Annotated in this window: 24 protein-coding genes and 1 pseudogene; 9 read left to right on the top strand and 16 right to left on the bottom strand. The window is 61.3% G+C overall.

Annotation, left to right across the window (positions count from 1 at the left end; genetic code table 11):
• Nucleotides 1–19: 19 nt before the first annotated feature.
• Complete coding sequence (locus C0Z16_RS19245; protein WP_102633709.1) at nucleotides 20–1,450, bottom strand: sulfatase-like hydrolase/transferase; 1,431 nt, start codon at nucleotides 1,448–1,450, stop codon at nucleotides 20–22.
• 133 nt (nucleotides 1,451–1,583) lie between these two features.
• Between C0Z16_RS19245 and C0Z16_RS19240 the strand changes: the two genes are divergently transcribed.
• Nucleotides 1,584–2,534, top strand: a complete 951-nt coding sequence (locus C0Z16_RS19240; RefSeq protein ID WP_102633708.1) for a LysR family transcriptional regulator — start codon at nucleotides 1,584–1,586, stop codon at nucleotides 2,532–2,534.
• A 178-nt stretch (nucleotides 2,535–2,712) separates the two neighbouring features.
• A complete protein-coding gene (locus tag C0Z16_RS37790) occupies nucleotides 2,713–3,171 on the top strand; it encodes a soluble NSF attachment family protein (RefSeq protein ID WP_158244500.1) in 459 nt (152 codons plus the stop codon).
• 192 nt (nucleotides 3,172–3,363) lie between these two features.
• Here the strand turns inward: C0Z16_RS37790 and C0Z16_RS19230 are convergent, their stop codons facing one another.
• Both C0Z16_RS19230 and C0Z16_RS19225 read right to left on the bottom strand, forming a co-directional pair.
• Nucleotides 3,364–3,747: a hypothetical protein gene (locus C0Z16_RS19230; protein WP_102633706.1), complete on the bottom strand. Its 384-nt coding sequence runs from the start codon at nucleotides 3,745–3,747 to the stop codon at nucleotides 3,364–3,366.
• 239 nt (nucleotides 3,748–3,986) lie between these two features.
• Entirely contained in the window at nucleotides 3,987–5,444 is a 1,458-nt protein-coding gene (locus C0Z16_RS19225; RefSeq protein WP_102633705.1) for an NCS1 family nucleobase:cation symporter-1, read from the bottom strand.
• 368 nt (nucleotides 5,445–5,812) lie between these two features.
• Between C0Z16_RS19225 and C0Z16_RS19220 the strand changes: the two genes are divergently transcribed.
• A complete protein-coding gene (locus C0Z16_RS19220; protein WP_102633704.1) occupies nucleotides 5,813–6,124 on the top strand; it encodes a DUF4148 domain-containing protein in 312 nt (103 codons plus the stop codon).
• 329 nt (nucleotides 6,125–6,453) lie between these two features.
• On the opposite strand, the gene C0Z16_RS19215 is transcribed toward C0Z16_RS19220, so the two are convergent.
• Nucleotides 6,454–7,431, bottom strand: coding sequence for a helix-turn-helix transcriptional regulator (locus tag C0Z16_RS19215; RefSeq protein ID WP_102633703.1), 978 nt, complete (start codon nucleotides 7,429–7,431; stop codon nucleotides 6,454–6,456).
• Nucleotides 7,432–7,666: 235 nt separating this feature from the next.
• Between C0Z16_RS19215 and C0Z16_RS19210 the strand changes: the two genes are divergently transcribed.
• Both C0Z16_RS19210 and C0Z16_RS19205 read left to right on the top strand, forming a co-directional pair.
• Complete coding sequence (locus tag C0Z16_RS19210) at nucleotides 7,667–8,329, top strand: glutathione S-transferase family protein (protein ID WP_102633702.1); 663 nt, start codon at nucleotides 7,667–7,669, stop codon at nucleotides 8,327–8,329.
• Nucleotides 8,330–8,355: 26 nt separating this feature from the next.
• Nucleotides 8,356–8,592, top strand: a complete 237-nt coding sequence (locus C0Z16_RS19205; protein WP_175130694.1) for a hypothetical protein — start codon at nucleotides 8,356–8,358, stop codon at nucleotides 8,590–8,592.
• 105 nt (nucleotides 8,593–8,697) lie between these two features.
• Here C0Z16_RS19205 and C0Z16_RS19200 read toward each other — a convergent pair whose 3' ends face one another.
• Nucleotides 8,698–9,807, bottom strand: a complete 1,110-nt coding sequence (locus C0Z16_RS19200) for a hypothetical protein (protein ID WP_102633701.1) — start codon at nucleotides 9,805–9,807, stop codon at nucleotides 8,698–8,700.
• A gap of 247 nt (nucleotides 9,808–10,054) precedes the next feature.
• Here C0Z16_RS19200 and C0Z16_RS19195 point away from each other — a divergent pair, with 247 nt between their 5' ends.
• A complete protein-coding gene (locus C0Z16_RS19195; RefSeq protein WP_102633700.1) occupies nucleotides 10,055–10,291 on the top strand; it encodes a hypothetical protein in 237 nt (78 codons plus the stop codon).
• A gap of 328 nt (nucleotides 10,292–10,619) precedes the next feature.
• On the opposite strand, the pseudogene C0Z16_RS38795 reads toward C0Z16_RS19195, so the two are convergent.
• A pseudogene (locus C0Z16_RS38795) lies at nucleotides 10,620–10,817 on the bottom strand (SDR family NAD(P)-dependent oxidoreductase); the annotation flags it as partial.
• Nucleotides 10,818–10,890: 73 nt separating this feature from the next.
• Nucleotides 10,891–11,655, bottom strand: coding sequence for an SDR family oxidoreductase (locus C0Z16_RS19185; RefSeq protein WP_102633699.1), 765 nt, complete (start codon nucleotides 11,653–11,655; stop codon nucleotides 10,891–10,893).
• 135 nt (nucleotides 11,656–11,790) lie between these two features.
• On the opposite strand from C0Z16_RS19185, the gene C0Z16_RS19180 reads away from it, so the two are divergent.
• On the top strand, nucleotides 11,791–12,702 hold the full coding sequence (locus C0Z16_RS19180; RefSeq protein WP_102633698.1) for a LysR family transcriptional regulator: 912 nt from the start codon (nucleotides 11,791–11,793) through the stop codon (nucleotides 12,700–12,702).
• 316 nt (nucleotides 12,703–13,018) lie between these two features.
• Here the strand turns inward: C0Z16_RS19180 and C0Z16_RS19175 are convergent, their stop codons facing one another.
• The 3 genes from C0Z16_RS19175 to C0Z16_RS19165 form a co-directional block, all read right to left on the bottom strand.
• Complete coding sequence (locus tag C0Z16_RS19175) at nucleotides 13,019–14,155, bottom strand: alpha/beta fold hydrolase (RefSeq protein WP_146014322.1); 1,137 nt, start codon at nucleotides 14,153–14,155, stop codon at nucleotides 13,019–13,021.
• A gap of 274 nt (nucleotides 14,156–14,429) precedes the next feature.
• Nucleotides 14,430–14,594 carry an FmdB family zinc ribbon protein gene (locus C0Z16_RS19170; protein ID WP_102633697.1) on the bottom strand — a complete coding sequence of 55 codons (165 nt, stop codon included), beginning with the start codon at nucleotides 14,592–14,594 and terminating at the stop codon, nucleotides 14,430–14,432.
• A gap of 178 nt (nucleotides 14,595–14,772) precedes the next feature.
• Complete coding sequence (locus tag C0Z16_RS19165; RefSeq protein WP_244201280.1) at nucleotides 14,773–15,573, bottom strand: GlcG/HbpS family heme-binding protein; 801 nt, start codon at nucleotides 15,571–15,573, stop codon at nucleotides 14,773–14,775.
• A 1,083-nt stretch (nucleotides 15,574–16,656) separates the two neighbouring features.
• Between C0Z16_RS19165 and C0Z16_RS19160 the strand changes: the two genes are divergently transcribed.
• On the top strand, nucleotides 16,657–17,706 hold the full coding sequence (locus C0Z16_RS19160; protein WP_102633695.1) for a Vgb family protein: 1,050 nt from the start codon (nucleotides 16,657–16,659) through the stop codon (nucleotides 17,704–17,706).
• Nucleotides 17,707–17,778: 72 nt separating this feature from the next.
• Here C0Z16_RS19160 and C0Z16_RS19155 read toward each other — a convergent pair whose 3' ends face one another.
• Together C0Z16_RS19155 and C0Z16_RS19150 are read right to left on the bottom strand one after the other, a co-directional pair.
• Entirely contained in the window at nucleotides 17,779–18,198 is a 420-nt protein-coding gene (locus C0Z16_RS19155; protein WP_102633694.1) for a DUF1810 domain-containing protein, read from the bottom strand.
• Nucleotides 18,199–18,493: 295 nt separating this feature from the next.
• The gene (locus C0Z16_RS19150; protein ID WP_102633693.1) at nucleotides 18,494–20,314 is read right to left on the bottom strand and encodes an ABC transporter transmembrane domain-containing protein; all 1,821 of its coding nucleotides are present in this window, start codon (nucleotides 20,312–20,314) and stop codon (nucleotides 18,494–18,496) included.
• Between the two features lie 132 nt (nucleotides 20,315–20,446).
• On the opposite strand from C0Z16_RS19150, the gene C0Z16_RS19145 reads away from it, so the two are divergent.
• Nucleotides 20,447–20,638: a hypothetical protein gene (locus C0Z16_RS19145; RefSeq protein WP_102633692.1), complete on the top strand. Its 192-nt coding sequence runs from the start codon at nucleotides 20,447–20,449 to the stop codon at nucleotides 20,636–20,638.
• A 94-nt stretch (nucleotides 20,639–20,732) separates the two neighbouring features.
• Here C0Z16_RS19145 and C0Z16_RS19140 read toward each other — a convergent pair whose 3' ends face one another.
• The 4 genes from C0Z16_RS19140 to C0Z16_RS19125 form a co-directional block, all read right to left on the bottom strand.
• A complete protein-coding gene (locus tag C0Z16_RS19140) occupies nucleotides 20,733–21,461 on the bottom strand; it encodes an SDR family oxidoreductase (protein WP_102633691.1) in 729 nt (242 codons plus the stop codon).
• Nucleotides 21,462–21,595: 134 nt separating this feature from the next.
• On the bottom strand, nucleotides 21,596–22,879 hold the full coding sequence (locus tag C0Z16_RS19135; protein WP_167403549.1) for a sugar ABC transporter permease: 1,284 nt from the start codon (nucleotides 22,877–22,879) through the stop codon (nucleotides 21,596–21,598).
• Nucleotides 22,880–22,894: 15 nt separating this feature from the next.
• Complete coding sequence (locus tag C0Z16_RS19130) at nucleotides 22,895–23,701, bottom strand: ATP-binding cassette domain-containing protein (protein ID WP_102633690.1); 807 nt, start codon at nucleotides 23,699–23,701, stop codon at nucleotides 22,895–22,897.
• Nucleotides 23,702–23,768: 67 nt separating this feature from the next.
• Nucleotides 23,769–24,827: an ABC transporter substrate-binding protein gene (locus C0Z16_RS19125; RefSeq protein ID WP_102633689.1), complete on the bottom strand. Its 1,059-nt coding sequence runs from the start codon at nucleotides 24,825–24,827 to the stop codon at nucleotides 23,769–23,771.
• Between the last annotated feature and the right edge of the window lie 74 nt (nucleotides 24,828–24,901).

The following is a 24,901-nucleotide window of genomic DNA, read 5'->3' as shown; positions in this document are numbered from 1 at the left end:
GTGCGTCTCGGGCCGCGCGCTATTCGACGGGCACCGGCGTCGCAGCCGGCGTGCCCGTTTTCAGCGCGGCATCCCGGCCGCCGAATGCTTCGACCAGTCTGTCCTGATCGGCTTTCGCGGCGGCGTCGGTGCCTTCCGGATCGACCAGCGCTCTAAGGCGCTTTTCGAATCCGACCAGCACGTTTGTGTATTCGGGCAGCGGCGCGAGATCATGCAGTTCTTCGGGGTCGTTCTGCACGTCGAACAGTTCCGGCTGCATGCCGACGTAGTGGTGATACTTATAGCGGGCGTTCGCAAGCATGTATGCAGCGCTCTCGGAACCGACCGCGTGATATTCGCTGAACGCGATGCGCTCAGGCGCGTCGTCTGCGCAGGCGAGACGGGCCAACGATTCGCCCGGACTTCGGATCAGCGCTTCGTCGCAACCCGTGCATTCGAGCAGCGTGTTCTGGATATCGACAAGCGACACTGGCGTTTCGCTCACCTTCCCCACCGGAATGCCGGGACCGGCGACGATCATCGGCACGCCAGTCGATTCGCGGTACATCAGGCACTTGTTCCACATGCCGCGCTTGCCGAGATTGTCGCCGTGATCGCTGCTGTAGATGATCGTCGTCGATTCGTCGAGCCCGCTCTCCCGCAGCGCGGCGAGCACCTTGCCGACCTGCGCGTCGAGGAACGACACTAGCGCGTAGTAGCAAGCGACAGCGAGGCGGCGGCGCTCATCGCTGCCGATGGCGGCGTCGTGATCCATATGGCGCGCCTGACGCTCGACCCACGGATGCCGCACATATCCCGTCGACGGATGCAACGCCGGCAAGTCAATCCCGCGTGGATCGTAGAGGTCGAGGTACTGTTGCGGCACGACGAGCGGAAAGTGCGGCGCAACGAGTCCAACGAACAACACCCAGGGTTTGTCGTCCCGCGCGTGTTCACCGAGCCACCCGCACGCGGTATCGGCAACCCGCATATCGAAGCGGTTGTAATCCGATGTGCCAGGACCGATCTTGTCATAGAGCGGCGAGCGGCCCATCGTCTCCGGCATCGGATTGCGCACCGAGCCCCAGACCTGGCCGATGCCATCGAGGATATGCACCGCGTGATGCTGCCGCGCGAACCCGACCGGCGACGCTTCCGACTTGTAGTGCAGCTTGCCGATCGATTCCGTCAGCACGCCGCTCGCCGACAGATGCTGCGCCCAGCCCGGAGGACTGCCGTCATAGGCGACCGCGTTGTCCCAGCAGCGGATGTCGTGAACGTAGCGCCCAGTCGCGAGACTTGCGCGAGCCGGCACGCAGATGGGCGACGGCGTGTAGGCGTTGCTGAAGCGCGTGCCGCGCTGCGCGAGCGCGTCGAGCGAGGGCGTTTTGATGATCGGGTGCCCGGCGCATCCCATCAGGTTGTGCTGATGTTCGTCGGACAAGATGAAGAGGACGTTTGTGGGTTTCATCAGTGGTCTTGCGGCGGATTCTTTGGTGCCGCGTCTCCTTTGATTCATGGTCGTACAGCGGCGCATGACTTTCAATTGACATTTTTTGCGAAGCGCATAACCATCGGTTATTCGTTTTCCCGGTCTTGCTTCCATGGATCCGATCGAACGCTTTTTTCAGGCAGGGCTGAAGCTCAGCCACCTGCGCCTGCTCACGATGTTCGACAGTCTTGGCCAGATCCGGCTCGTCGCCCAGAAGCTCAATATCACGCAGCCCGCCGTGTCAAAGCAGCTGGCAGAACTGGAAGCGGGTCTGGGCGTTCCCGTGCTCACCCGCGTCGGCAACCGGCTGTTTTTCACGCCCGTCGGCGAGACACTGACTAAGCGCGCTCGCGAGGTGTTTCATCAGCTCGAGCAGGCGCGTTTCGAAGTCGATGCGTTGACGAGCGGCATATCCGGAAAAATTTCCGTCGGCGCGGTCGCGACGGTGATGCCCGTCTTCGCGCCCGAACTGGTGATCGAACTGAAAAAGCGTGCGCCGCATGTGAACGTGAGCTTTTACGAAGCGACCAGCGACCGGCTGTTTCCGATGCTCGCTGCCGGCGCGCTCGATTTCGTCCTGAGCCGCACTGCCCCGCCGCGCGCCGAAGCGGCGGCCTTCGCTTCGCATGCCGTTCTCGACGATCCAATCGTGGTGGTGTGCGGGCGCGATCATCCGCTCGCTGCGCGCCGCACGATCAGCCCTGCCGATCTTTCCGGGCTGCCGTGGATTCTGCCGCCGCGCGAAGCGCCTACGTTTCTCGCGCTCGAGGCGTGGATGCACGCACGCGGACTCGAGCTTCCCGATGGATGCGTGCAATCGATCTCGTTGCAAGCCAATGAAGCGATGATCGCGGCGTATCCATTTCTCGCTTTGATGCCACTGGCAGTGGCGCGTCATGGCGTGAATAGCGAGAAGCTAGCAATCCTCCCGTTAGACGGCACACGTTTTCTCGAGACAGTGCAACTGTTCTATAGCCATACGTCGGCTAATCCTGTCGTGCCGGTCGCGTTAAGTTGTATCGAGACAGTTGAAAAGCGGCTCTCTGCGTTGCTGCTGACGTAGGACGCGGACGACACGCTGCATGAGCCGACCGTGGTGTCACGAGCTTACCAAGCGAGGAAAACATCATCGAGAGTGCAAGTGCGTGTAAATTCGGATCCAGTGGCTTGCGACCCGCCACCGCGTCTTCGAATCGGTCGCCATGGAGTAAGTCCTACACTCCACTCTTACAGGAGCCGGTATGAACACGAAGCACAATAAAAGAGAACATCTGGAAGCCGCGGCGTCACATCACGAGAAGGCAGCGCGCTATCACCGGGAGGCGTCGCGGCATTTCGAGGCCGGTAAAGACTATGCCCACGCCGCCCTTCAGTCGATGATGGCCCACGGCCACACCTTGCATGCGATCGACCAGGCACACGATGCCGGTGCGCACAGCACCGGTACGCCGCCGGCAACACCTGCGTCGACCGGCTCCGGCAAAAACAGCGAGATGGCGGCAAAACATCATGCAACGGCAGCGGAGCTTCACGACCAGGCCGCGCAGCATATGCGCCATGCCGTCAAGCTCTTCGATCAGGACCGCAGTGCAGTCGCCCACGACGCGCAGCTAGCACTCTCCCTTGCACTGCGTGCTTTGTCCCATGGCAACGAAGCAGCCAAGCTATTTGTGAACGTCGCTTCGGTCGGAGCGTCGTGAGTGATGTTGTACGTATTGAAATGTTGACGTCGTGTCTGGCCATTGGCCTCGCTTATTTGAGCGTAGCGAAAGCTGAACCGTTGCCTACACGGCACCGGCGCCATACAGCATCAGGTTGTCGTGCGGATCGGGGGCGCGGACCAGCCACAAAAGATCCGCGCACGGCCAAATCCAGCGTTCCACTCACTTGGGCTATGCCTTTTCGCCCAGCCAGTCTGCCGCAATGGACTTCGCATGAGCGACAGCCTCGTGCGCGTTAAGGAACACGCCGAGCTGTTCCCAATTCTCTTCGGCCGCGTAAGTCCCCTTCATACCGAGTGCCCTTTGTACGCGCAACTGCGCCGAGTACCTGCCGTCCTCCAGTGGTCGAGCAGTTGCAATGACTTTGTGCGGGAGACCGGATCTCTCCGGCTGAATCAACTCGACAGGACCGCCCGGCACGCCAATGTTCTTGAGCTCGTTCCTCACTTTGCAGTCTGGGCAGTAGAAGCACCACCCCTCGTTCTCGCGAATGGACCCGACCTGCCCGCGGGCCAGGACGGCACGACATTCGACGTTTTCGCAGATGAACGGCATAGCAGTCTCCGGAGTTGTTTGCGAGAAATCCTAGCATGAGCGCCATCGTCCAACCATCGGCATTGTTGCGGTGCCTGTTCTCTGTGCTGGCGGCCGAGACGAAGCCCGGCACCTTGTCGGAGAGCGGCGGCGCCGGCAGGCTTGAACTCTCAGCCCCGCAAGCGGCATGTAGCCCGATCGGTGGCGTGCGCGCGCTTGTCGCTCTGTTTGTCACTCGTACACGCTTCTCAGGAAAACCCTCAAGCGCGGGTCGGCGCGATCGCGGTACGCGGGCGCAGCGTCGCCATGATCAGGTACATCCCGCCGCCGATCACCACGCCGAAGAACCACCCATAGGTATTCCACCAGACCGGCAGCAGGTTGGTGAAGTTAGGCAGGAAGGTGGAAAACACGCTGCCGACCGCGGCGGAGACCAGCGCGTTGACGTTCCACCCGCTTTCATAGCGGTACTCGCCGTGCTCGTGGTAGAGCGCCGCGACGTTGACGTTGCCCTTGGCCACCAGATAGTAGTCCACCAGAATAATCCCGAGCAGCGGGCCCATCGTGGCACCGATGGCGTTGACAAAGTGCGCGGCGTTGCCTTCCCACGGCGCGAATGGGTAGAGCACCAGCGCAATGATCGCGGCGATGTAGCCGCCCTTCTTGAAGCTGATCTGCCGAGGGAATACGTTGGAAATGTCGAACGCCGCCGAGACGAAATTCGCCACTACGTTGATGCCCAGCGTGGCGACCGCGAAGGTCAGCGCCGCGATGAGTGCCAGCAACCAACTGTCGAACTTGGCCGAGATCTGCTCGGGGTGCAGCAGCACTTCGCCGTAGACCTTGAAGGCAGCGATGGTGGTAACGCCGGCGACCAGCGAGAACGCGATGAGGTTGACCGGCAGGCCCCACAGATTTCCTTTCTTCACTGCGTTACGGTTCTTCGCGTAGCGCGAGAAGTCGCAGAAGTTCAGGTATAGCGCCGCAAAGTAGGTGATCCAGGTCGCACCTACTGCCATCAGCGCCCAGAACGAGCCGGGCTCGCCGCTGACGCCGGCATCGCGGGTCTTCTCGAGCAGCACGTTCATCGGAATGCCATGGTCGAACGAGAAGCCGCCGGCCTTGACGCATAGGCCGATCGCCAGGATGAGCATCGCGAGCCACACCGCCGGACCCGCCCAGTCCTGGAATTTGCGCACCGTTTCCATGCCCTTCTGGATGATGAGCAACTGCAGCGCCCAGATGATCGCGTAGCAGATCACCTCCAGCCCGGAGTGGCCCAGGAAGTGCGTGCCCCTGTGGAATGCCATCATGCTGTCGCTGCGGATCAGCAGCGCGACCATCGCACCCGACGCGGCAGCCGTCTGCGCGCCGTACCAGAAGCAGGCCACCACGGCGCGAACCAGTGCCGCCAGGTTGGCGCCCCACACGCCGAAAGAGGCGCGCGCCAGAACCGGATAAGGCACGCCGGTCTTCTCGCCGGCAAAGCCAATCAGGTTCATCAGCGCGAAGATCACCAGCGAGCTGAGCCCGATCGCCAGCAGGAAGTTGATAAAGCTACCGCACAGCAGGAACAGGCTGGCGGCGAGATAGTAGCCCCACAGGCTGTGCACGTCCGAGGTCCAGACGTTGAAGATGCTGAAAGCGCCCCAGTTGCGCTGCCTGGCGGGCGCGAGATCTTCGTTGTAGAGGCCGGAAGAAGGATCGCGGATTTCCATCTGTCATCTCCTTTCATCACGCGGAACCAGGGAAACACCGCCGGACACGCCTGGGCGGAGATGCCCGCGTTTGAGGCCGGCTGGCATGCACCATACTGTATGTCCTTTGGTGCAGCGTTTCGAATGGGTTAACCCTGATCGAGATGCATGCTGGCAATCTTCTTGTGTTCACGTCTTCACAGAACGCGATACAGGTAGACAGGTAACACGTCTTTAGAACACTGCATCTGTTCTGATGCCGTCGCATCCAGTAGAAGGCCTTTGATACATGAGTGGGATACCTATCGCGGCGGCCGTTCCGGCGCGCGGGCTCAGGCCGGGAATAGCCCATGCGCAGTAAGCGTTGCCTCATTCAAAGGAGACGCGAAATGAAAAACGCAACCAGGCTCTGGCTGATGCTTTCGGCGCTGACGCTCCTGCTCGCTGGATGTACCGCAGGCGGCATGCAGGCAGGCACGCGAACGCACCTTAGCGCCACGCAATGCCGCGACCTGACGGAGATCAGAAACAAGGCACCCGTCACACGGGAGCGCAGTATGAGTGAACTGGCGGCCCTGGAAGAAGCGGGCTACCACCCCGGATGGTTCTTTGATCCCTATTACCCAGCCGATCTGGAGGTCGCGCAGCGCCGGGTCGACACCTGGTATCTGACCGAATGCCCGCAGACGCGGCCTGGTTGAGCGGATACTCGTGCCAGGACCTGAGCGTCCGCGGGTTAACCGCGGTTCCGCATTTGTCGAGCCTGAGGCGCCTCCTGGTCTTCTCAAAAGCCGCCGTTCCGAATGATCGAACCGTTGAAATCCGCAGCATACGTCTGTATGCAATAATCTCGACTTCTCAGGTATGGATATTCGACGCTATGACTGAGCTGGTTGCTTAAGAGAACGCGCGCGACGGCTCTCAATGGTTGGCTCAGGTCGACCCGCAACTGCCCTTCGATTCGCCGGACAACGGCCGTTCAAACACGGCCTTCATTGTCCAGGTTTCCTGGCTTCACGTCTCACCAAAATTATGCGCTCCTCTTATAGAGCGCTTTCAACTGTGACAACTCTTCCATAAATTTATTCTTAAGTTCGCGCGGCCCTACGATCCTCAAATTTGAACCGTATTCCAGCAGCTTCCGCACGCCGTGCTCGATGGATTCGATGGGCACCAAAAACTCTTTCCATCCCGGTGGCACGTCCGCACTATTTGCACCCTGCAAAACCGGAGCGGTTTTAATACGCGCGTTGGCCAACCAATTTTCGCCACGCGCCGACACGGCGACATGTGCCGTCAACCGATAAAGGTCGGTCTCGTAGCGGTCCATCGCGTCACGCCAGTGCTTCGCCAGGTCAAATCGCGCAGGACGCTTGAAACGGCGGCGGGAGGACTTGAATTCACTAATATTCGCTAGTCGAAAGGTCAGTGCGCCGGGCCTGCCCACCACCTTGGCAATCAGGTACCAGGTACCTCCTTTGAGCACCAAACCGAGCGGCTCAAGTTCGCGGCGGGATAAGCCATGCCAGCTTTCATACTTCACTTCGATACGGTACGAACTCCACACGGCATTGGCGACTTCACGCAGAAATAACGGCGTTTCTTGAGCACGGTACCAATCCACAGTGTCAATGTGCAGTCGGCTAGCGACACGATCAGCCTTCTCGCGTGAGTCCGGAGGCAGACTGGCAATCATCTTTAGCCACGCAGAGGTTGCCATGCCGTCCAAGCCCAGTTCTGTCGCAGGCCCTGGCAAACCTGCCAGAAACAGCGCATGCGCTTCGTGCTCCGTGAGCCCTGTGAGATCGGTACTCCAGCCCTCCCGCAATTGAAATCCCCCGTTGCGACCTCGATCCCCCCAGATGGGCACGCCAGCAGCAGAGAGCTGATCGATATCGCGCAAGATCGTGCGCTCGGAAACCTCCAGTGCTTCAGCCAAAGCCGGTGCGGTCATACGCCCGCGTGCTTGCAGCATCAGCATGATCGACAAAAGGCGGCTAGCTTTCATAAATGGCGCCCAACCTCAAATACATGACATAAGGTGTCATGTTAACGGACTTATTATCTGCCACATCCCTCATCTGCTCTATCGATGCAAAGGTAAAGAAGGACAGGAGCATTCACGAAAAGCAACTCAAGGCCATTGAACTACGCCGCCCTTCATCGCCAAAAACGCGACGTGTTGATCGATCTGTTCGGTCGTGAGTTTGTCGCGAGACACAGGACCAATTGAAGAGAGACAAATGAAAATAATTTCTGGACCCCTGAGCATGTTCGGTGCCAAGGTCGAGATCGCCGCGCACGAAAAGGGCATCGACTTCGAACTGGTGATGGCTCCGTTCGACCAACTGCGCGGTTACAACCCCAAACATCCAGATGTATTGCGCGTCAATCCGAACCATCAGGTGCCGGTACTAATAGACGGCAACCTGGAGATTTTTGATTCCACGCAAATATTTGAGTATTTTGAAGACCTGAAGCCCAATCCCGCCTTATGGCCGGCGCATCCCGAGGCGCGCGCCATGGCGCGTCAACTCGAACACTGCAGCGATGAAATCTATTTTCCCCACATTGTCCGACTGATGGGACTTGAAGATGCGCCGCATGATCCTGCGGCGCAGACTGCGCGCAACGAAGCGTTGCAATACTATCGACGCATGGAACGAGTTCTTGCGGCTCGAGAATTTCTGGCCGAGACGTATTCCTATGCCGACATTGCGTTCTACATGGCGCAGTTGTTCGGCGCGCGCAAGGGTGCGCCGATAACAGGGGAGACGCCTAACCTGCTGGCTTGGCGTGAACGGATGATCGCACGTCCTGCCGTGCGAAAAGTTGCCGGCGCTATGGCGGGATATCTTGCCTCGATTGGAAGTGCGGTCCCCGATTTTCTTCATGAACTTGACTAGACTGGTGTCCCGTCCCGCGCAGCTCAATGGCTGCTTACTATCCCGATGCGAACGGGCTCGTCGCGTTGCACGACTGCGATGCCCGCAGCGGCACGCCCTCGTACAAGGCGATTCCGATGCTACTCCCGCTCAGCAAGAGTGATTGCTTGCCGGACGACCATGCGTGCACGTGGCAACATGGCGACTTGCGCAACGATCTCACCGGTGCGGCTATTTCGGGCGAGGAGCGTCATGTTCCGAATGACGGGTCAGGGCCTACGTAGAGGCTGTGGTGTGCGCGGCGTTACGCGCCGCGCCAGTGAGCCATCTGGACGAGTGGGCGGTGCTGCGCTCGGCACCGCCCAACGCCGATCGCGCTGTCTCAGTGCTTACACATTCGGCGTGGCGCTCTGCGGGTCCGCCGGCGTGGCGGGATCGGGAGTCTGCAGCGGCGGTGCGTAGAGGATCACGTTGGGCAGCCGCGGGTTGGCCGTGTCGGTGCTGTCCAGCACGCGCGACTGGATGGTCGTGTTATCCGTCACGCCCCAGAAGTTATTCGAGAAGTGGAGCGAATGAACCGTGGAAGCGTTGTAAGTGCCGTGAGACTCGATCACGATGCGATTCAAATTCGGTGAATCCTTCTTGAAGAGAAACGAGTTCCGTTGCGCGATGCCGCTGGGCGGCTGTCCAGCGGCCGGGAACGCGTCGATCAACACGAGTGGGTCGACCATGTTGATGAACAGGTTGTTTTGCACGAAGACCGACGGATCAAAAGCGAAGGCTGCGGAGTCGACGAACGTATTGCCCGTCACGGTCGCGGACCTGCTTAAGCGCGGGTAGCCGTTCGTGCCGGGTTCGAAGGTGGTCACGCCGTTGCGAACGATCGGCGTCACGTTCAGATGCGTAGCCTGGCTGTATGTCATCGAGAACGGCGCGACGTCGCTGATCTGCACGAATGCGTCTTGCAAGACCGTATGCGTGATGCTGACCACACCGCCACCCGCGTCTTGCGTCAACGAGGTGTTGGCAGCCGTCACGCCCAGCAGTTGAACCGGACCCTGGCTTCCCACGTTGAGCGTGCCCGCCACGTTGATGATCCCTTTTGTCGGAATCGTACCCACGCAGTCGGCCGTACAGGGTACGGAGCGGTACGTCTCCACGACCGTATTGTCGGGGATTGTTAACGTGACGCCCGGCGCGACCCGCACCGTGCCGGCGAGAAAATAGGGAGAGCCGCTCGCCTGCCACGTGGTATCCGCGGTGATGACCGTGCCGTCCGGAATGACCGTGTTCGGCTGCACATAGACATATGCCGTGACGAGATTGCCGCTTGCGTCGGTGCAAACTTTTGCAGCGTCCGTCGTGTACGGGCCATCTGTACATGCCTTGGGACTGGTGGACGCAGGTGCTGCTGATGACGTGCTGGCGCTGCTGCCGCCTCCGCCGCCACCACAGCCCGCGAGCAGCAGGGCGAAGAGTAAGCCTGGATGTTTTTTCATGTCGATGTCCCCGTATCGCGCTTATCGTTTTTGAATGTCGCTGCGTACACCGCGTCAGCGATTCGTGCAACGGATCTTCACACGCTGCGTCCGCGCTAACTGTTATCTGGGGCACAAAAGATCGCGAGAAGCGATGTCGGCGCCAGACTGCCTCGCGCCCCTTTCAGGCATTGCATATGCTCTCATGCGTCTGCGGCGCGGTGACGGCCGCTTCGTCCGAGCGAGGGGTCAACTACAGGAGCAAAACATGCGAGGCATTCAATCGATGCTTGTACTGCTGGCCGCATTGGCCGTTTCTGGCACAGCGAGTGCGCAAGCGGGCGGGAACGGCAACGGCGGATCAGGCGGCGGCAATGCGCACGGCGCGGCGACGGCGGCCCCGACTGCCGGAGGAGACAACACGTCGGGACCGACCAGTACCCGCCCGAGCCATCATGGTTCGCACAAGCACCGCAAGCATCAGAAGCCACAAGAGTCGCAGTAATGCGAGGTACGGTGGGCGCGACCATGACGGCATGGCGACGCCCGCTCCAGCCGATCGCAACTGTTCATCTTAGGGGATGGTGAGGCGGGTTCGTGTGCTTCGGAACCGCCCCTAAAGAGACCGACAAAGTTCAAATAAAAGGGTGATCCCAGTCACCACAACCTGACGGCTGCCTACCCGGTTGCCGAAATCCACAGTTTTCCGCCGCGCCACTGCGGCGACTGCGGTGCGAACTTCGTCACGCGACCCTCTTCGGCCCTTCGGCTCAACGCGAAATCAAGGGCAGCTTCCGAGGTACAACGGGCATTCGCTTAATCACGCAGCACGGGAGGTCGCCCGCAAATCCCTGCGCGTCGGTGCCCGTCTCGGCTTTCAGTTGTGCGACCACGTCATCCACGGATGACTGCGAGCGGCCGTTCACGATCACACGAGCGCCTTCCTGCGCCAACGTGCTGGCGATAGCCTAACCGATGCCGGCTGTGCTGCCGCTCACCGGTGCGAGTTTGCCTGTGGGATTCAAGTGCACGAGTGATTTCCTTTCTATGGATGAAGTAATGACGACGGCATCGGGGCTTGAACGCCGGATGCCGCCAGGAGGTTCACGTACGTGTAATCGATGCGCCACCATCGACCAGTGAGGCGGTGCCGGTCACGAAGGACGAATCGTCCGACGCGAGATAGAGCACCGAACGCGCCAGTTCTTCTGGCTTGGCGACGCGCTTGAGCGCATGCAGGCCGGTCACGAATGCCTGCGATTCATCGCTGCCGTTCATGCCGCGATACATCTCCGTGTCGACGGCGCCCGGCAACACCGCGTTGACGCGCACGCCTTGCGCGCCGTACTCGGCGGCGAGCGCCTGCGTCAGACCGATCAGCCCGGCCTTGCTCGCCGCGTAAGCCGCAGTACCGGGAAACGCGAACGAGTAACCGACGAACGTCGACGTGAAGATGATCGATCCGCCACCTTGCTTCAGCATTTCAGGTATCTGGTGCTTCGCTCCGAGGAACGCACTGGTCAGATTGGTCGCAAGCGCGGCGTTCCAGCCGGCTTCGGAAATGCCGGTGCTCGGGCCCATCTCGCCGAGCGTACCGGCGTTGTTGTAGGCGATGTCCAGACGGCCGAAGCGGCCGACTGCAAGTTCCACCAGCGCCTTCGCGAAGTCCTCCGATTGCACGTCGCCCGCCAGATACGCGGCTTCGCCGCCTTCGCTCGCGATCTCCGCGGCGAGCGTTTCGAGTTCCGCCGCGCGACGGGCCGCAATGACCACCTTGGCGCCCTCCTTCGCGAACAGCTTTGCAGTAGCGCGGCCAATGCCTGCACTGGCACCTGTCACGATAGCGACTTTTCCGGTCAAGCGTTGCATGTTCTCTCTCTCCTGATGTGTTAGCCAGTGCCCTATGCCTTGGCCTGTGGAAGCACTATAAGCTTCAGTCCTGATGGCGGAAAGGCCAAAAAAATGGTCGTATCAGTCAGCTTTTGTGAATGATAGGAGGTTCGGATGGACCGCTTGCGCGCCTTCGAGGTTTTCGTGACGGTGGTGAGCCGTGGTGGCTTCGCGCGCGCCGCGGATGTGCTCGGCACGTCGCCCGCCAACGTGACCCGGTATGTGAATGAACTGGAAGCGCACCTTGGCACGCGCCTGCTGAATCGCACGTCACGTACGCTGTCTCTGACCGAGGGCGGCGAGACGCTTTACGCCCGCTGCAAGTCCATTCTCGACGATGTCGCTGAGACTGAGGGGCTTGTGTCATCCGCGTCGGTCGAACCACGCGGACGCCTGCGAATCAATGCGCCCGTGAGCTTCGGCATTCTGTATCTTGCGCCGCTATGGCCGGAGTTCATGTGCAAATATCCTGGCATCGAACTCGACGTTGGGCTGATTGACCGTGTCGTCGATATCGTCGATGAAGGTTACGATCTCGCCATCCGCATTTCGCGAGCCGGCTCCTCGAACCATGCAGCCCGCAAGCTGGCGACATCGCAAAACATTCTCTGCGCGTCGCCGGACTACCTGGCTCGCGCGGGAGTGCCGACAGCGCCAGCGGACCTGATGCAACATTGCTGCATCGGGTACACCTATGCAGCCACCGGCGATGAGTGGCAACTGATCGATGGTGGCGGCAAGACTCACACGGTGAAGGTCGACTGTCACATGCATACGAATAACGGCGATACGGCGCGCGCAGCAGCACTCGCCGGGCAAGGGGTGATCTGGCAACCCACTTTCCTGATCGGCAACGACCTACGTGCCGGCACGCTCGTTCACGTGTTGCCTGAGTATCGTCTGCCTGAGATCGACATACTCGCCATGTACCCGAGCCGTCGACACCTGAGCGCCAGAGTGCGTGTAATGATCGATTTCCTGGTCGATGCATTCGGCGGGGCGCCCCCATGGGATCGGGATGACTGAAATTGGACAGGTGTCACGCCGGGGACGAGTTGAAGGCGCGTCCAGAACATGCGTCCGACATGTCCGGACAATCAGGCTCAGGGAGCGGACGATCCGTCTGCGCATGGGTGCACACATCCGGATGACGGTCCCGGCCAGCCTTTGCCCACGATCCGGATTGTGTGGCAAGGCCAACAAACCTCCGGACACGGAATCGGCGCGAATGTCCGCTGCCTCGGGCGGATTCAACCGGTGCAGGCGACATTCGAATGTCTGTCCGATAGCGCCCGCCGACGTCCACAACTGGCCGCATTGAGCCGTCACCTTGAACAGCGTTTCACCTCTCTGCGGTGCGTTGGCAGTGCTGCCGGATCCAGTCCAGGATCACCGGCCACAGCCTGAGATGGGCGTTGCGGCCAACGAGGACACCCACATGCTGTAATGCAACGCCGGTGTCGCCCTCGTAGCGCAGCGCCTGGGCGTCGGTGTGCATCGCCAAAGCGCCGATGAACGGCACGATGGATACCGCCGGTACGATGCGGCTGCGCGGATTGAATACGGCCAACACCGGCACGCTGATGTGAGCCGGCGCGGCCAAGCGGCCGTCGATGTTCAACGTTCCGCGCGAGAACCGATCCTCGCGATATAGATATTCGACCACCTCCGCGAAGAGCCGGCCTGGCAATGCGAACTCGTCGTGCGTCCAGCGCTCCACCCTAAGGTGCAGCCATAGGGCCAATGGATCAGAAGAGCTTAGCGCGACGTCCTGCCAACGTTCCCACTGAAATTCGTCAGGTGCCGCGGACGTGCAGACGAGATTGAGAAACGAACCGGGCACCTGGCCGCCCAGTGCGGCGACGATCGCGTCGGCAGGCGGTGCCCATTGCGCCAGAGGCGCGAAAGCGCCGGCGGCAGACCCAGCGAAACAGACAGGTGCTTCAAGGATGACGAGGGCCCGCACGGTCTCCGGATGCAGAGCGGTGAAAATTGCCGCAAGTGTGCCGCCCAATGAATGCCCCACCAGCACGACCGGGACGGTCGCCCGACGCCCCCCATCAGCACCGATCGCTTCGAGACTCTGCGCGATCAAGCTGTCAGCGTAGGCGGCTAGCCCGTCATCCTGTTCAGCGGCGTCGCGCTTCAGCTCCTTCCAGCGAATGAGATAAACCCGCAGACCTGCCTCAAGTGCGCGGCGCACCACGCTCACCTCGGGAGCGAGATCCCAGATATAGGCCTGCTTGATTGGTGCCGGGACGATGAGCAGAGCCGCGGCGGATGAGGGCTGTGAAACCTGGCCCGTCTCTCCATACGCGCGAAGCTCCGCCCCGGGCCAGGAGCGCACCACGCGAGACGGCGTCTCGATCGGGCCGAAGCCGAAGGCGTCCAGCCAGCGACCGCGCTCACGTCGAACGATGTCAGCGTACTCAAGTCCGGCTCGGAGTGGAACTAACAAATCGCGTGCCGCGTCGTCCATAGTCGATTGGCGATGCGCAGAAGCAATCACGCCTGCTATGACAAGAACCAGGCGTGAAAAGCCTCGACTTTTTTAAGCCCGCCCCGCTATCTGCGCGTATCTGACGTCCGTGTATCCATGCGACGGCGTGGGCGAACACCCGTAGATAGCCGAACCCGGTCACACTACAGCAACTAGCGCACAAGTCTTGCACGCAGCAATACACGCGCCGCGCAGACGTCATTCGTTTGGGGAAGTGTCACCGCACCAAAAAAGCGAATGATGTGGGCAGATCTCAACTCTTTCTCGACGTCTTTGCGACAAATTGCGTGAGTACGTGCTGAACCTCTTCGCTTCCGCACTTGGGGCATTGCGGATGGGCGGCTTCATGCTCTGCGAGATGTTCAACGCGTTCGAAAGTCTCATGGCACTTTTCGCAACGATATTGGTAAGTCGGCATGGCATCCCTCCAGCACAAATCTTGCACGTGCTGCTACTGACGAAGACCGGGCGGCGTGCAACACCCCGACTAACCATTGTAGGCCAGGACATGTGGTGCAGACACTAATCGTCCATTCACCGCCGGCCTCCTTGTATCCGCCCTACCTCTTCACTAGCGGGTAGTCACGCGTCGTCCATTATCGGCCGCCAACGTTCTCAATAGCGCTCGCACTCAGGTCGCTCGGAAAGCAATGCGGGTGCTCGAAGCCCATCGGTGACGAGCTTGCAGCGTAGACGATGTTGTCGGTGTTGTTCGGCCCCTGGCCCTTCGGGACTGTGCCGAGACCGGCGAGCTTGCGCATTCGATACGCGATGGCGTGATCGGCGCACGCGCTGTCGCCACTCACCCCCAGGCCGCCGATGACCTTGCCGCCGGCGTAGAGTGCGACCCCTCCGCCGAACGTGATGACGCCGCCGACTGTATGGCCGATTCCGGTGCCCCGTTCGAGGAAACGAGGATTGAACGGGTTGGAATTGTTAAGCCCGTAGAGCGATCCACCGGGCTGCGTCGCCGCGTACAGGTTGGCGGTTGAGAGCGCGAGCGCATCATTGCTAAAGCCATTCGCCGTGTACGCTTTTGCAATGGCGATTGCACGGCTGCCCGGCCATGCGTCTCCCGTCTTGATCACGGAACAGAGATGGCCCTCACGGTCCACGATTGCCGCCCACATCCGGTTCGGTTTGAAAATGCCTCCGTTGGCGTCACTCAGGTTGACGACAGTGAAAAGCTGCTTCTCGACCAACGAGACCGTCCCTTGCGGCAGCGTGCAGCGTGCCCCGGTGTCATCGTCATTTTCCCCGGCGAGCGCCGGGTAAGCGACGCTAAGGCCGAGGGCTACGGCAACAACGGAGATAGATGTGTTAATTCGCATGCCAATTCTCCCGATGAAAGCGTTTGACCATAAAGGCAGGCGCGGGACTAATGCAAACAGGGCCACGCAACCTGCGGTTCACGAGATACGTGCTGGGTAGACGAGTGAGAGACGAAAGCAACCGCGGTACGACGACGGAACCGTTTTGCGTCACGACGGACGCAATTCGTAAGTCCGAAATAGCATCGCCCGGAAGGGTCGGGGCGGCGATCAACCGGTATGAGGGGGCATGACTCGAAGCATCTGCGATAGGCACCTCCCTTAGCAACAAGCTTGATCGAGCGTTTAAGGTTGACTTGTCGGGCCTTCCATCAGCGCAGTACTTACCCGGCAGAGTTGGGCGTTCAGTAAGAAATTAGTCCGGCTTTCCGTCCATTGGACAGCCCTGTAAATCACCGCGTGTTGCGCTTACGTTCTTCATCTCTCCGAGTGCCCTGAGCCTCGACCTTCGATTACATGTAGTCCGAAGTAATTGCATTCCGAGCCCTCGAAATAAAATCACCCATGTAGGTCATGGGTTCGCCCCGCAAGAATCCAGGTTGGCGAAGCCGCCAGATTTCTACGAACGAAATTAATCACCCTCGCACTTTCTCGTGGGTCTGAATTCTGGGCCGTCGTAGACCGGCGGCTTGGCGCCGAACACAATACTTCATGCAGCACATTGCACGCTCTCGTGCTCGCCATGCGTTTTGCGTCGCCTTTGATGGATCATAGTGGTCCGTAGCGCGGCTTGCGGACCGCGTGGCGTGAAACAGCAAACGTTTGGCCGATACGAAGATTTCGAGATTTCAGGCAACCGCGTTTTGTGTTTACCACGGCGGCATGCGGTTTTTCGACCTCAATAGCGGCGGGTGACCGACTCAATTCCCCAGCGCGTTCGTAGCTGCTTCCGCTCGGACAAACGCCAAAGTACAGCAGCCATTCGCTTTTGGCCTCCCCGGCAATTCATCAGCCCAACGGATACGCGCATTGCGGCCCTGTGGGCGCAACTGCAAAAGTTGGCTGAGCATGCATGTCGCACCAACAAGGCCAACGGGACTCTCATCCATACACGCATGGACAGAGTTGGCGCAGCAACGGCTACAGATAAGTGCAACAATCAGAATCCATCAGCGCCCTTTGAACCTCATCCGCGACACGGAGGTGAGCATGTTGGCGATCACGAGGAAACGGGTTGTCGCAACGGTGAACACGATTCTCGAAGCACGTCTGGCACTGTGGTTCGCGTTTGCTTTGGCGAGCGCTGCACTCACCATCGGCCCGGCGCACGCGCAGCTCCAGCCGCCGTCGTTCGAGAGCTTCGCTGTTCCGACCGGCAGCGCGCCGCATGACGTCGCACCGGCGCAGGACGGCACCGTGTGGTACACCGCGCAGGCACAGGGCACGGTCGGACGGTTGGACCCGCGTAGCGGCAGGATTGACAAGGTTGCGCTCGGCGCCGGATCGGCGCCGCACGGCGTAATCGTGGGTCCCGATCGCGCTGCGTGGGTAACTGACGGCGGTCAGAACGCGATCGTGCGCATCGATCCGGGGACGCTAGACGTCACGCGTTTTCCCCTGCCTAAGGACCGGCCAGGCGCCAATCTCAACACCGCCGTATTCGACAAACAAGGGCATCTGTGGTTTACCGGACAAAGCGGCGTCTATGGCGAACTCGATCCGCGACGCGCCCGCATTCGAGTCTTCGATGCGCCGCGCGGGCCCGGGCCGTACGGCATCTGCGTGACCCCGCGCGGTGACCTGTATTTCGCATCGCTGGCCGGAAGTTATCTCGGCCGCATCGACCCCGCGAGCGGTGCGGCGCAGGTCATCGAACCGCCGACGTCGAACCAAGGTGCGCGCCGCGTATGGGCCGATTCGAAGGGACGCGTCTGGGTCAGCGAGTGGAACGTGGGACAAGTCGGCGTATTTGATCCCGTGACGCACCAGTGGCGCGAATGGCGACTGCCCGGCAACGATCCTCACCCGTACGCAATATTTGTCGACGACAAGGATATCGTCTGGCTCAGTGAATGGAGCGCCAACGCGCTCGTGCGCTTTGATCCGCGTGCCGAACGGTTCGACGTGTTTCCACTGCCGCGCGCGCACGCGAACGTACGTCAGATGATGGGGCGCCCGGGCGAGGTCTGGCTATCCGAATCCAGCACCGATCATCTGCTGCTCTACCGGTCCCGCGCATCAGATGCGAGCGGGAAATGACAACATACTTGTGCGGTCACTGAAATTCCGAAATCCGCTCCGGCACGCGCGCAGACTCGGGACAAAAGCGGCCTAGAGCAGCTGCAGAGTCTGCGGATCGGCTTCACCGTCGAAGTACTTGCGCAGAGCTTCCACAAATACGTCGCTGTCGCTCGTGGCGTGCGCGAACAGGGTGATCGACGATCGAAACTTGAGGTAATCCGGATACCCGAAAATTTCCTCTATGGAGCGCTCGTTGACAAGGTTGACCAGTTGCGTCGATTCGCGCAGCCGTGGGCCGAGTAACGGATGGCGCAGATAGGCTTCGGCCTCGGCCAACGACGAGATCGCGAACCGCCGCGCCATTGCGCTTGCCCCGAGGCCCTGGATTTGCGGAAACACGAACCACATCCAGTGGCTTCGCTTACGGCCATGCCTCAATTCTTCGCATACCTGGGCGTACACCGGGTCCTGGGCGTCGACAAAGCGCTGAAGGTCATACAGATCGCGCATTTCGTATTCCAATGATGTTGGTTTTCCGAGGCTACCCGCGCAAATACCGCGCAGTCCATTCCGCCTCAAGTAATTTGAGTCTCTGCGGATGGAGCCCAATTCTCTGAGCAGAACTTCGATATTCTGCCCAGGCTTGCATTTCGCGCCGAATGCGATGGTGACTGCTTTCCACGGCGCTTGGCCCTAACGTCCTTATTGGTTAGCAGGAGCCATCCAAAAAGCGTAATGCTGATCTAGTGAACTCTCGTCAATCTTTTGAGACTTGTGGTCGGCCGTGCCAACCCGAATCGCGCCTTCACGCAGAATCGACACGATCGCACACAGCCCCGCTCTGCCCCCTTCGCCCTAGCTGCTCGCCGAACTGCAGGGCGGCAAGCTGGGCATAGAGCGGCGAGTTCAGAAGAAGGTCGGCGTGACGACCCTGCGCGACGATGCGTCCTCGCTCCAGCACAACAATGCGGTCGGCTCGCTGTACGGTCGCGAGGCGGTGTGCGATGACCAGCGTGGTGCGATTCAGCGCGGCATTGTCCAGCGCCTTTTGTACGAGGCGTTCGCTGGCGGCATCGAGCGCGCTGGTCGCCTCGTCCAGCAGCAGGATGGGAGGATCTTTCAGGATCGCGCGGGCGATTGCAATGCGTTGGCGCTGTCCGCCAGACAGCCGTACTCCGCGCTCCCCTAGAAACGTGTCGTAGCCTTGTGGCAGTTCTTCGATAAAGCCGGCCGCAGCGGCCATTTGGGCAGCCCGCTGCACTTGTGCGAGTGTGGCGTCCGGCGCGCCGTAGCGAATGTTGTCGAGCACGCTGCCCGAGAAGATCACGGATTCCTGCAGCACCACCCCGATTGTCTTGCGCAATTCGACGAGCGGCACCTGCCGCGTCGGCACGCCGTTGATCAGAATGCTGCCCGCCTGGGGGTCGTAAAAGCGCAGCAAAAGTTGGAACAGCGTAGTTTTGCCCGCGCCAGACGGTCCAACCAGCGCGACATGCTCGCCCGCGCGGACCTCGAGTGAGAGTCCGGAGAGCGCAGGGATACCGGGGCGGGACGGATACGAAAAGCCAACATTGTCGAAGCGGATGCCGTCCCCACGCGTAGGCAGCGCTTCTGTGGCCTCGGCCTGCACCACCGGAGACCGTGCCGCCAACAGTTGCAACAAACGTTCGGTGGCGCCGGCAGCCCGCTGCAGATCGCCCCACACTTCGGCGACCGCTCCCACAGCGCCTGCGGTGAACACTGCGTAGAGGATGAACTGGGACAACTGGCCGGCCGTCATCCGCCCGGCCAGCACAGCCTGCGCCCCAAGCCAGAGGACGAACACGACGGCGGCGAACACCAGCACGATAACCACCGCCGTCAACCAGGCACGCGCCCGAATGCGCGAGAGCGCCGTTTCAAAGGCCGCCTCCACTGCGCTCGCAAACCGCCGGGCCTCAAACGGCTCCTGCGTATACGACTGCACGGTCGGCATCGCATTGAGGACCTCGCCCGCCAGCGCACTCGCGTTCGCCACCTTGTCCTGGCTGGCGCGCGAGAGTCGCCGCACGCGCCGGCCGAAGATAACGATAGGAGCGGCCACCACGACCAGCGTAGCGATGATGTAGCCTGACAGCACCGGACTGGTGACTGCCAGCATTGCCACGCCACCGGTAAGCAGGAAGAAGTTGCGTAAGCCCAGCGACAGGCTGGTGCCCACCACCGTCTGAATCAAGGTGGTGTCGGTGGTGAGCCGCGACAGCACCTCTCCGGTCTGCGTGGTTTCGAAGAACTGTGGACTCATCTCCAGCACGTGGTCGTAGACCGCCCTCCGCAAATCAGCCGTGACCCGTTCGCCCAGCCCCGACACGAGGTAGAAGCGCAGTGCCGTGGCGCCGGCCAGTACCAGCGAAACAGCGAATAGCGCGAGGAAGTAGCGATCGATGTGCGCACGGTCGCCCGCGGCGAAGCCACGGTCAATCAGGTATTTGAACGCCACCGGCAACGCCAGGGTGGCGCCCGCCGACGTCACCAGCGCGAGGAACGCGAGCGCCCAGCGCCCGGCATACGGACGCATGAAGGGGAACAGGGCAAACAGCGGGGCGATAGCCCGCGGAGGCGGCGAAGGCGTAACGGCGTCTGGCATAAGGATTCCCGAGCGGATCGAAGAGCATCTCGATTGTGCCAGTCCTGCAGATTCGAAGGCAGTGGCTGCGCTTGCCGCGCCCGCCCGTATGTATCAAGATCAAATCGATTTTCTCAGGAATGAGTTCTTCCCATGACAGACAAATCCGATCCGGACGAATTGAAAGGACCTGGTGGCTCGACGTTGCGCCAGATCCACGAACAGGTTCAGAAGAGCGTCGAGCGCGACCGCGAAGAGCGGGCAAAGCGCAATGCTACCGCTGCGCAAGAGAGCCGATGGCAACGTTGGGTGCGCTACGTGTGGGGTCGCAGCGGCCGTCGCTAGAAATGTGGGCTTCGAGCGGCCGCTTGCGGATGTGATTGAAGGCGTTTCAGATCGGCGTCGGGCCAACGCCAGATCCTGCGTCTATCAACGCCTTTCAAAGGTCGACGCTGTTCGGAAGGATCACGATATCGCGGATCGTGACGTTGCGTGGCCGCGTCAGCATGAAGAGCACCGCATCGGCGACTTCCTTCGGTTGCATCAGACTGCCTGAGGCGAGCGCCTCGTCCATCTTCGCCTTCGGCCAGTCGTCGAGCAGCGCCGTGACGACCGGGCCCGGCGCCACCGCACCGACCCGCACGCCATGCCTGGCGAGCTGGCGGCGGGTCGTATGAACGAACGCCTGCACCGCAAATTTGGAGGCGGTGTAGATCGGCTCCCACACGACCGGAACGATACCGGCGATGGAACTGGTGAAGATGATGTCGCCCGACTTCTGCGTGACCATGTGCGGCAGCACGGCGTGGACTGAGCGGAACGCCGCATTGACGTTCAGGTTGAGCATGCGATCCCACTCGTCCGGATTTCCGTCTACCACTTCGCCGCCGACGTAGGCACCGGCGTTCGCATGGAAGATATCGAGGCCGCCGGCGAGGTCGAGGATCTTCGGCAACATGGCTGAAACTTCGGACGGTTGTAGCAGATCCACGACCAGTGGCAACGCATTCGGCCCGAGTTCCGCGCAAATTTGATCGAGCCTCTCCTTCGCACGGTCGATCAGAACGACTTTGGCGCCCTCTGCTATCAGGGTGCGCGCGCACTCAAGGCCGATACCTGATGCAGCACCTGTGATGGCGGCAACCTTTCCCTTCATGGACTCACTCATTGACTGCTCTCCTTGTCGACGGGAGTTAGCGCTTTAGCGCTTACTCCCGTCCCATGCCAGACGGCGAGTCGACCGGAGTTAGCGCTTTGACTGCGACTCCGGCTCCCATGCAAAATCATCACAGCATTAACGAATCACGCCCGACCATGCGAAACGCGGGACTGCCGGGCAAGAGAGTCGACAATCACCGCGATCGCCAGCACCGCGCCCGTAATCATGAAGCGCAGCGACGACGACAGGTTCAGCAGTGTGAGCCCGCTGGCAATCGACTGGATCACGATAATGCCCAACACCGCTGAATACGCACTGCCGCGGCCACCGAACAGGCTCGTGCCGCCGATCACCGCGGCAGCGATGGCATTCAGGTTGACGTCGCCACTACCGGCCTGCTGACTGGCCGAAGCGAGCCGTGCCGCAGTCAGCACGCCACCGAGCGCAGCGAAACTGGCGCACAGCACAAAAGCGCTGGTGTAGATGGCGCCGACCTTGATGCCTGCCCGTCGCGCCGCCTCGTGATTGCCGCCCACCGCGTGCATCGAGCGGCCCCAGCGCGTTCTCTTGAGTGCATAGTCCATTGCGACCGAGAGGCCGAGAAAGACCCCGAACATCAGCGGAACGCCGCGTCCCTGGTTAAGGTACGCAACGACGGCTTCGAGCAGGATCGTGAGGGCGAGCGCGCGCACGACAAGGCTGCCCATCGAGGGCGCGGAGAGCTGGGACGCACGGCGGCGTTCACGTGTGCGCATCCCGATCACCAGCATCACGACGCCGGGGACCAGTGCAAGGAGATATGAAACAACGGCGGGAATGATGATCAGCTGCCCGAGGTTCACGATCGTCGAGCCGTACGGCAGATTGATCGACCCGGTGGCGCCAAGCACGTACAACTGCATCCCGAGGATCGCGAGCAGTCCGGCCAGCGTCGCGACGAAGCTCGGCATACCAAGCCGGTTCAGCAGCAGCGCATACACCGCGCCAACCAGCGCGCCAACGGCGATGGCAACGACGATGGCCAGCAGCACCGGCCAGCCATGATTGACCCACAGCATGCCCACCAGGGCCGAAGCGAAACCGCTCATGGAGCCCACCGATAGATCGATCTGCCCTACCATCAGCACACAGACGATGCCGAGCGAAATCACGCCGACCGTCGAGCAGTCGAACAGCAGGTTCACCAGGTTGTCGGCCGAGAGGAACACCGGGTTCAGGCTCGTGAATACGGTCCAGATGATGATCAGACCTGCGACGACCGGCAGCGATCCCAGATCGCCCGAGCGAACCCGTTCGACGAAAGCGGCGACCGTGCCGCCGATTCCGGTGGCGTGCTTGACGCGGACATCGCTGCGGTCGAGCAGCGTGGACGGCTGCGGCGTGCCTTGCGGCTCGCGCTGCGGGGCGCCTTGCGTTTCGTTACTCATGATCGTTCCCTAGGTCTAGGCACCTTGTTCGGCCTGGCGCCGGCCGGCGCGACGCGACACGGCGTTCTCGGTGGCGCCAGTGATCGCCGCCACCAGCTCCTGGTTCGACGAGTCGGGATAAAACACACCGTTGTTGCGGCCGAGCCGCAGCACCACGATTCGATCCGCCACGGCGCGTACGTCTTCCATGTTGTGGCTGATCATGATGACTGCGTGGCCGCGGTCGCGCACCCGCTCGATCAGGTTCAGCACCTCGGCCGTCTGCGCCACGCCGAGCGCCGCCGTCGGCTCATCGAGCATGATCAGCTTCGGGTCGAGCAGAAGTGAACGTGCAATCGCCACAGTCTGGCGCTGCCCACCCGACAGTGAAGCGACGACGTCCCGCACGCTGGGGATTCGCGCCGACAGCTCGTTCAGCAGCGTCCACGCCTTCACTTCCATCGCGACCTCGTCGAGGCGCAACGGGCCCAGTTCGCGCCCGAGATAGATGTTCGCGACGACGTCGAGGTTTTCGCACAGCGCAAGGTCCTGGAAAACTGTGGCGATGCCCAGATCGAGCGCGGCGCCCGGATCGGCCAGGACGACCTCCTCGCCGCGGAACGTGATCGTGCCCGCACTGGGTTGATGGACCCCGGCGAGAACCTTCACCAGGGTGGACTTACCTGCGCCGTTGTCGCCCACCAGGGCGACTACTTCGCCGGCATGCACGTCGAGCTCGATGTCCGTCAAGGCCGAGACCGCTCCGAAGTGCTTCGAGATACCGCGCAGGCTCAGCACCAGTTCGCCGCCGGGTCCGGACCGTGTTGTGGAGTTGTCACTCATGGGACGGATACCTCATTGAAAGTAGAGGGACCCGGCACGAGCCGGACCCCGTCAACGTCGCGCCGGATCAGTTCGTGATGCCCAGCTTCTTGCACCCTTCGGCATAGCGGCCGGTGCACAGCTCCTTGCTGCTCGCGAAGCCCTTGTCGACAACCTCCGCCTTGAGATTCTTCGCCGTGATGACTGCAGGTTTGAACAGTTGCGACGGCGTATTGAAGAGCGTCGTTTCAGCTTTCGGAGACTGACCGGACAGGAAGCCGACGGCAACCTTCGCCGCCGCCGCGGCGACGATCTCGCTGGGTTTCAGGATCGTGTTGTATTCGTCGCCGGCGATGATCAACTGAAGGCCCGCAAGTGTCGCGTCGTTGCCGGTCACGGGCGGCACCGGGTTGACACCGGCCGCCTTGAAGGCCGCGACAGCGCCGCCGCCCGTGCCATCGTTGGCCGCCACGACACCGACGATCTGCGACCCGAAGCGCGTGATCTGCCCGCTGACCCACTGCTGGGCCTTCGGCGGCGCCCAGTCAGGCGTGTCGTATTCGGCGAGCGTCTTATAGCCGCTGCCCTGCAAGCCGGCGTGGATACCCTTCTTGATCAGTCCCGCCGCTGCATCGGTCGGCGAACCGTTGACTTCGAGCACGCCGCCCTTGGTCGTAGGCACGCCAGTCTCTTTCAGATGCTCGACAAGCGACTGCGCGATGGCCTTACCGATGCCTTCGTTGTCGAACGACACATAGTAGTTGGCCGGCGTCGAGGGCACGGGCCGGTCATAGGCAATCACCTTGATACCCTGGCCCTGCGCCATGTGGACCAAAGATGCGGCGGCCGTCGAGTCCACCGGGTCGAGCACGATCACCTTGGCGCCTTGCGCGATGACCGAGTTGAACTGCTGTTGCTGAGTCGAGACGTCTGCATTGGCGTTCTGGTACAGCACCTTGCAGTCAGGGCAAAGCTTGCCCATTTCAGCCTTGAAGCCGGGAAAGTCGTGCTGTTCGTAGCGCGTCGATGCCTGGTCGGGCATCAGAAAGGCAACCGTGCCGCTGGGCGCGGCCAGTGCCGCCGTGCTGCTCAACAGGCCCAGGCTCAGCGCGCTGGCGCCCATGAGCTGGTTAGAAAGTCGGGTCATCGAGTGTCTCCGTTTATTAGTAAAGTCCCGGCGCATGGGGTGCCGTGGGCGGGCTGCGGGTGAGGCTTCCTGTA

The sequence above is a fragment of the Paraburkholderia rhynchosiae genome (assembly GCF_002879865.1).
GTDB classification, from domain to species: domain Bacteria; phylum Pseudomonadota; class Gammaproteobacteria; order Burkholderiales; family Burkholderiaceae; genus Paraburkholderia; species Paraburkholderia rhynchosiae.
This window is presented reverse-complemented; position numbering and strand designations above follow the sequence as displayed.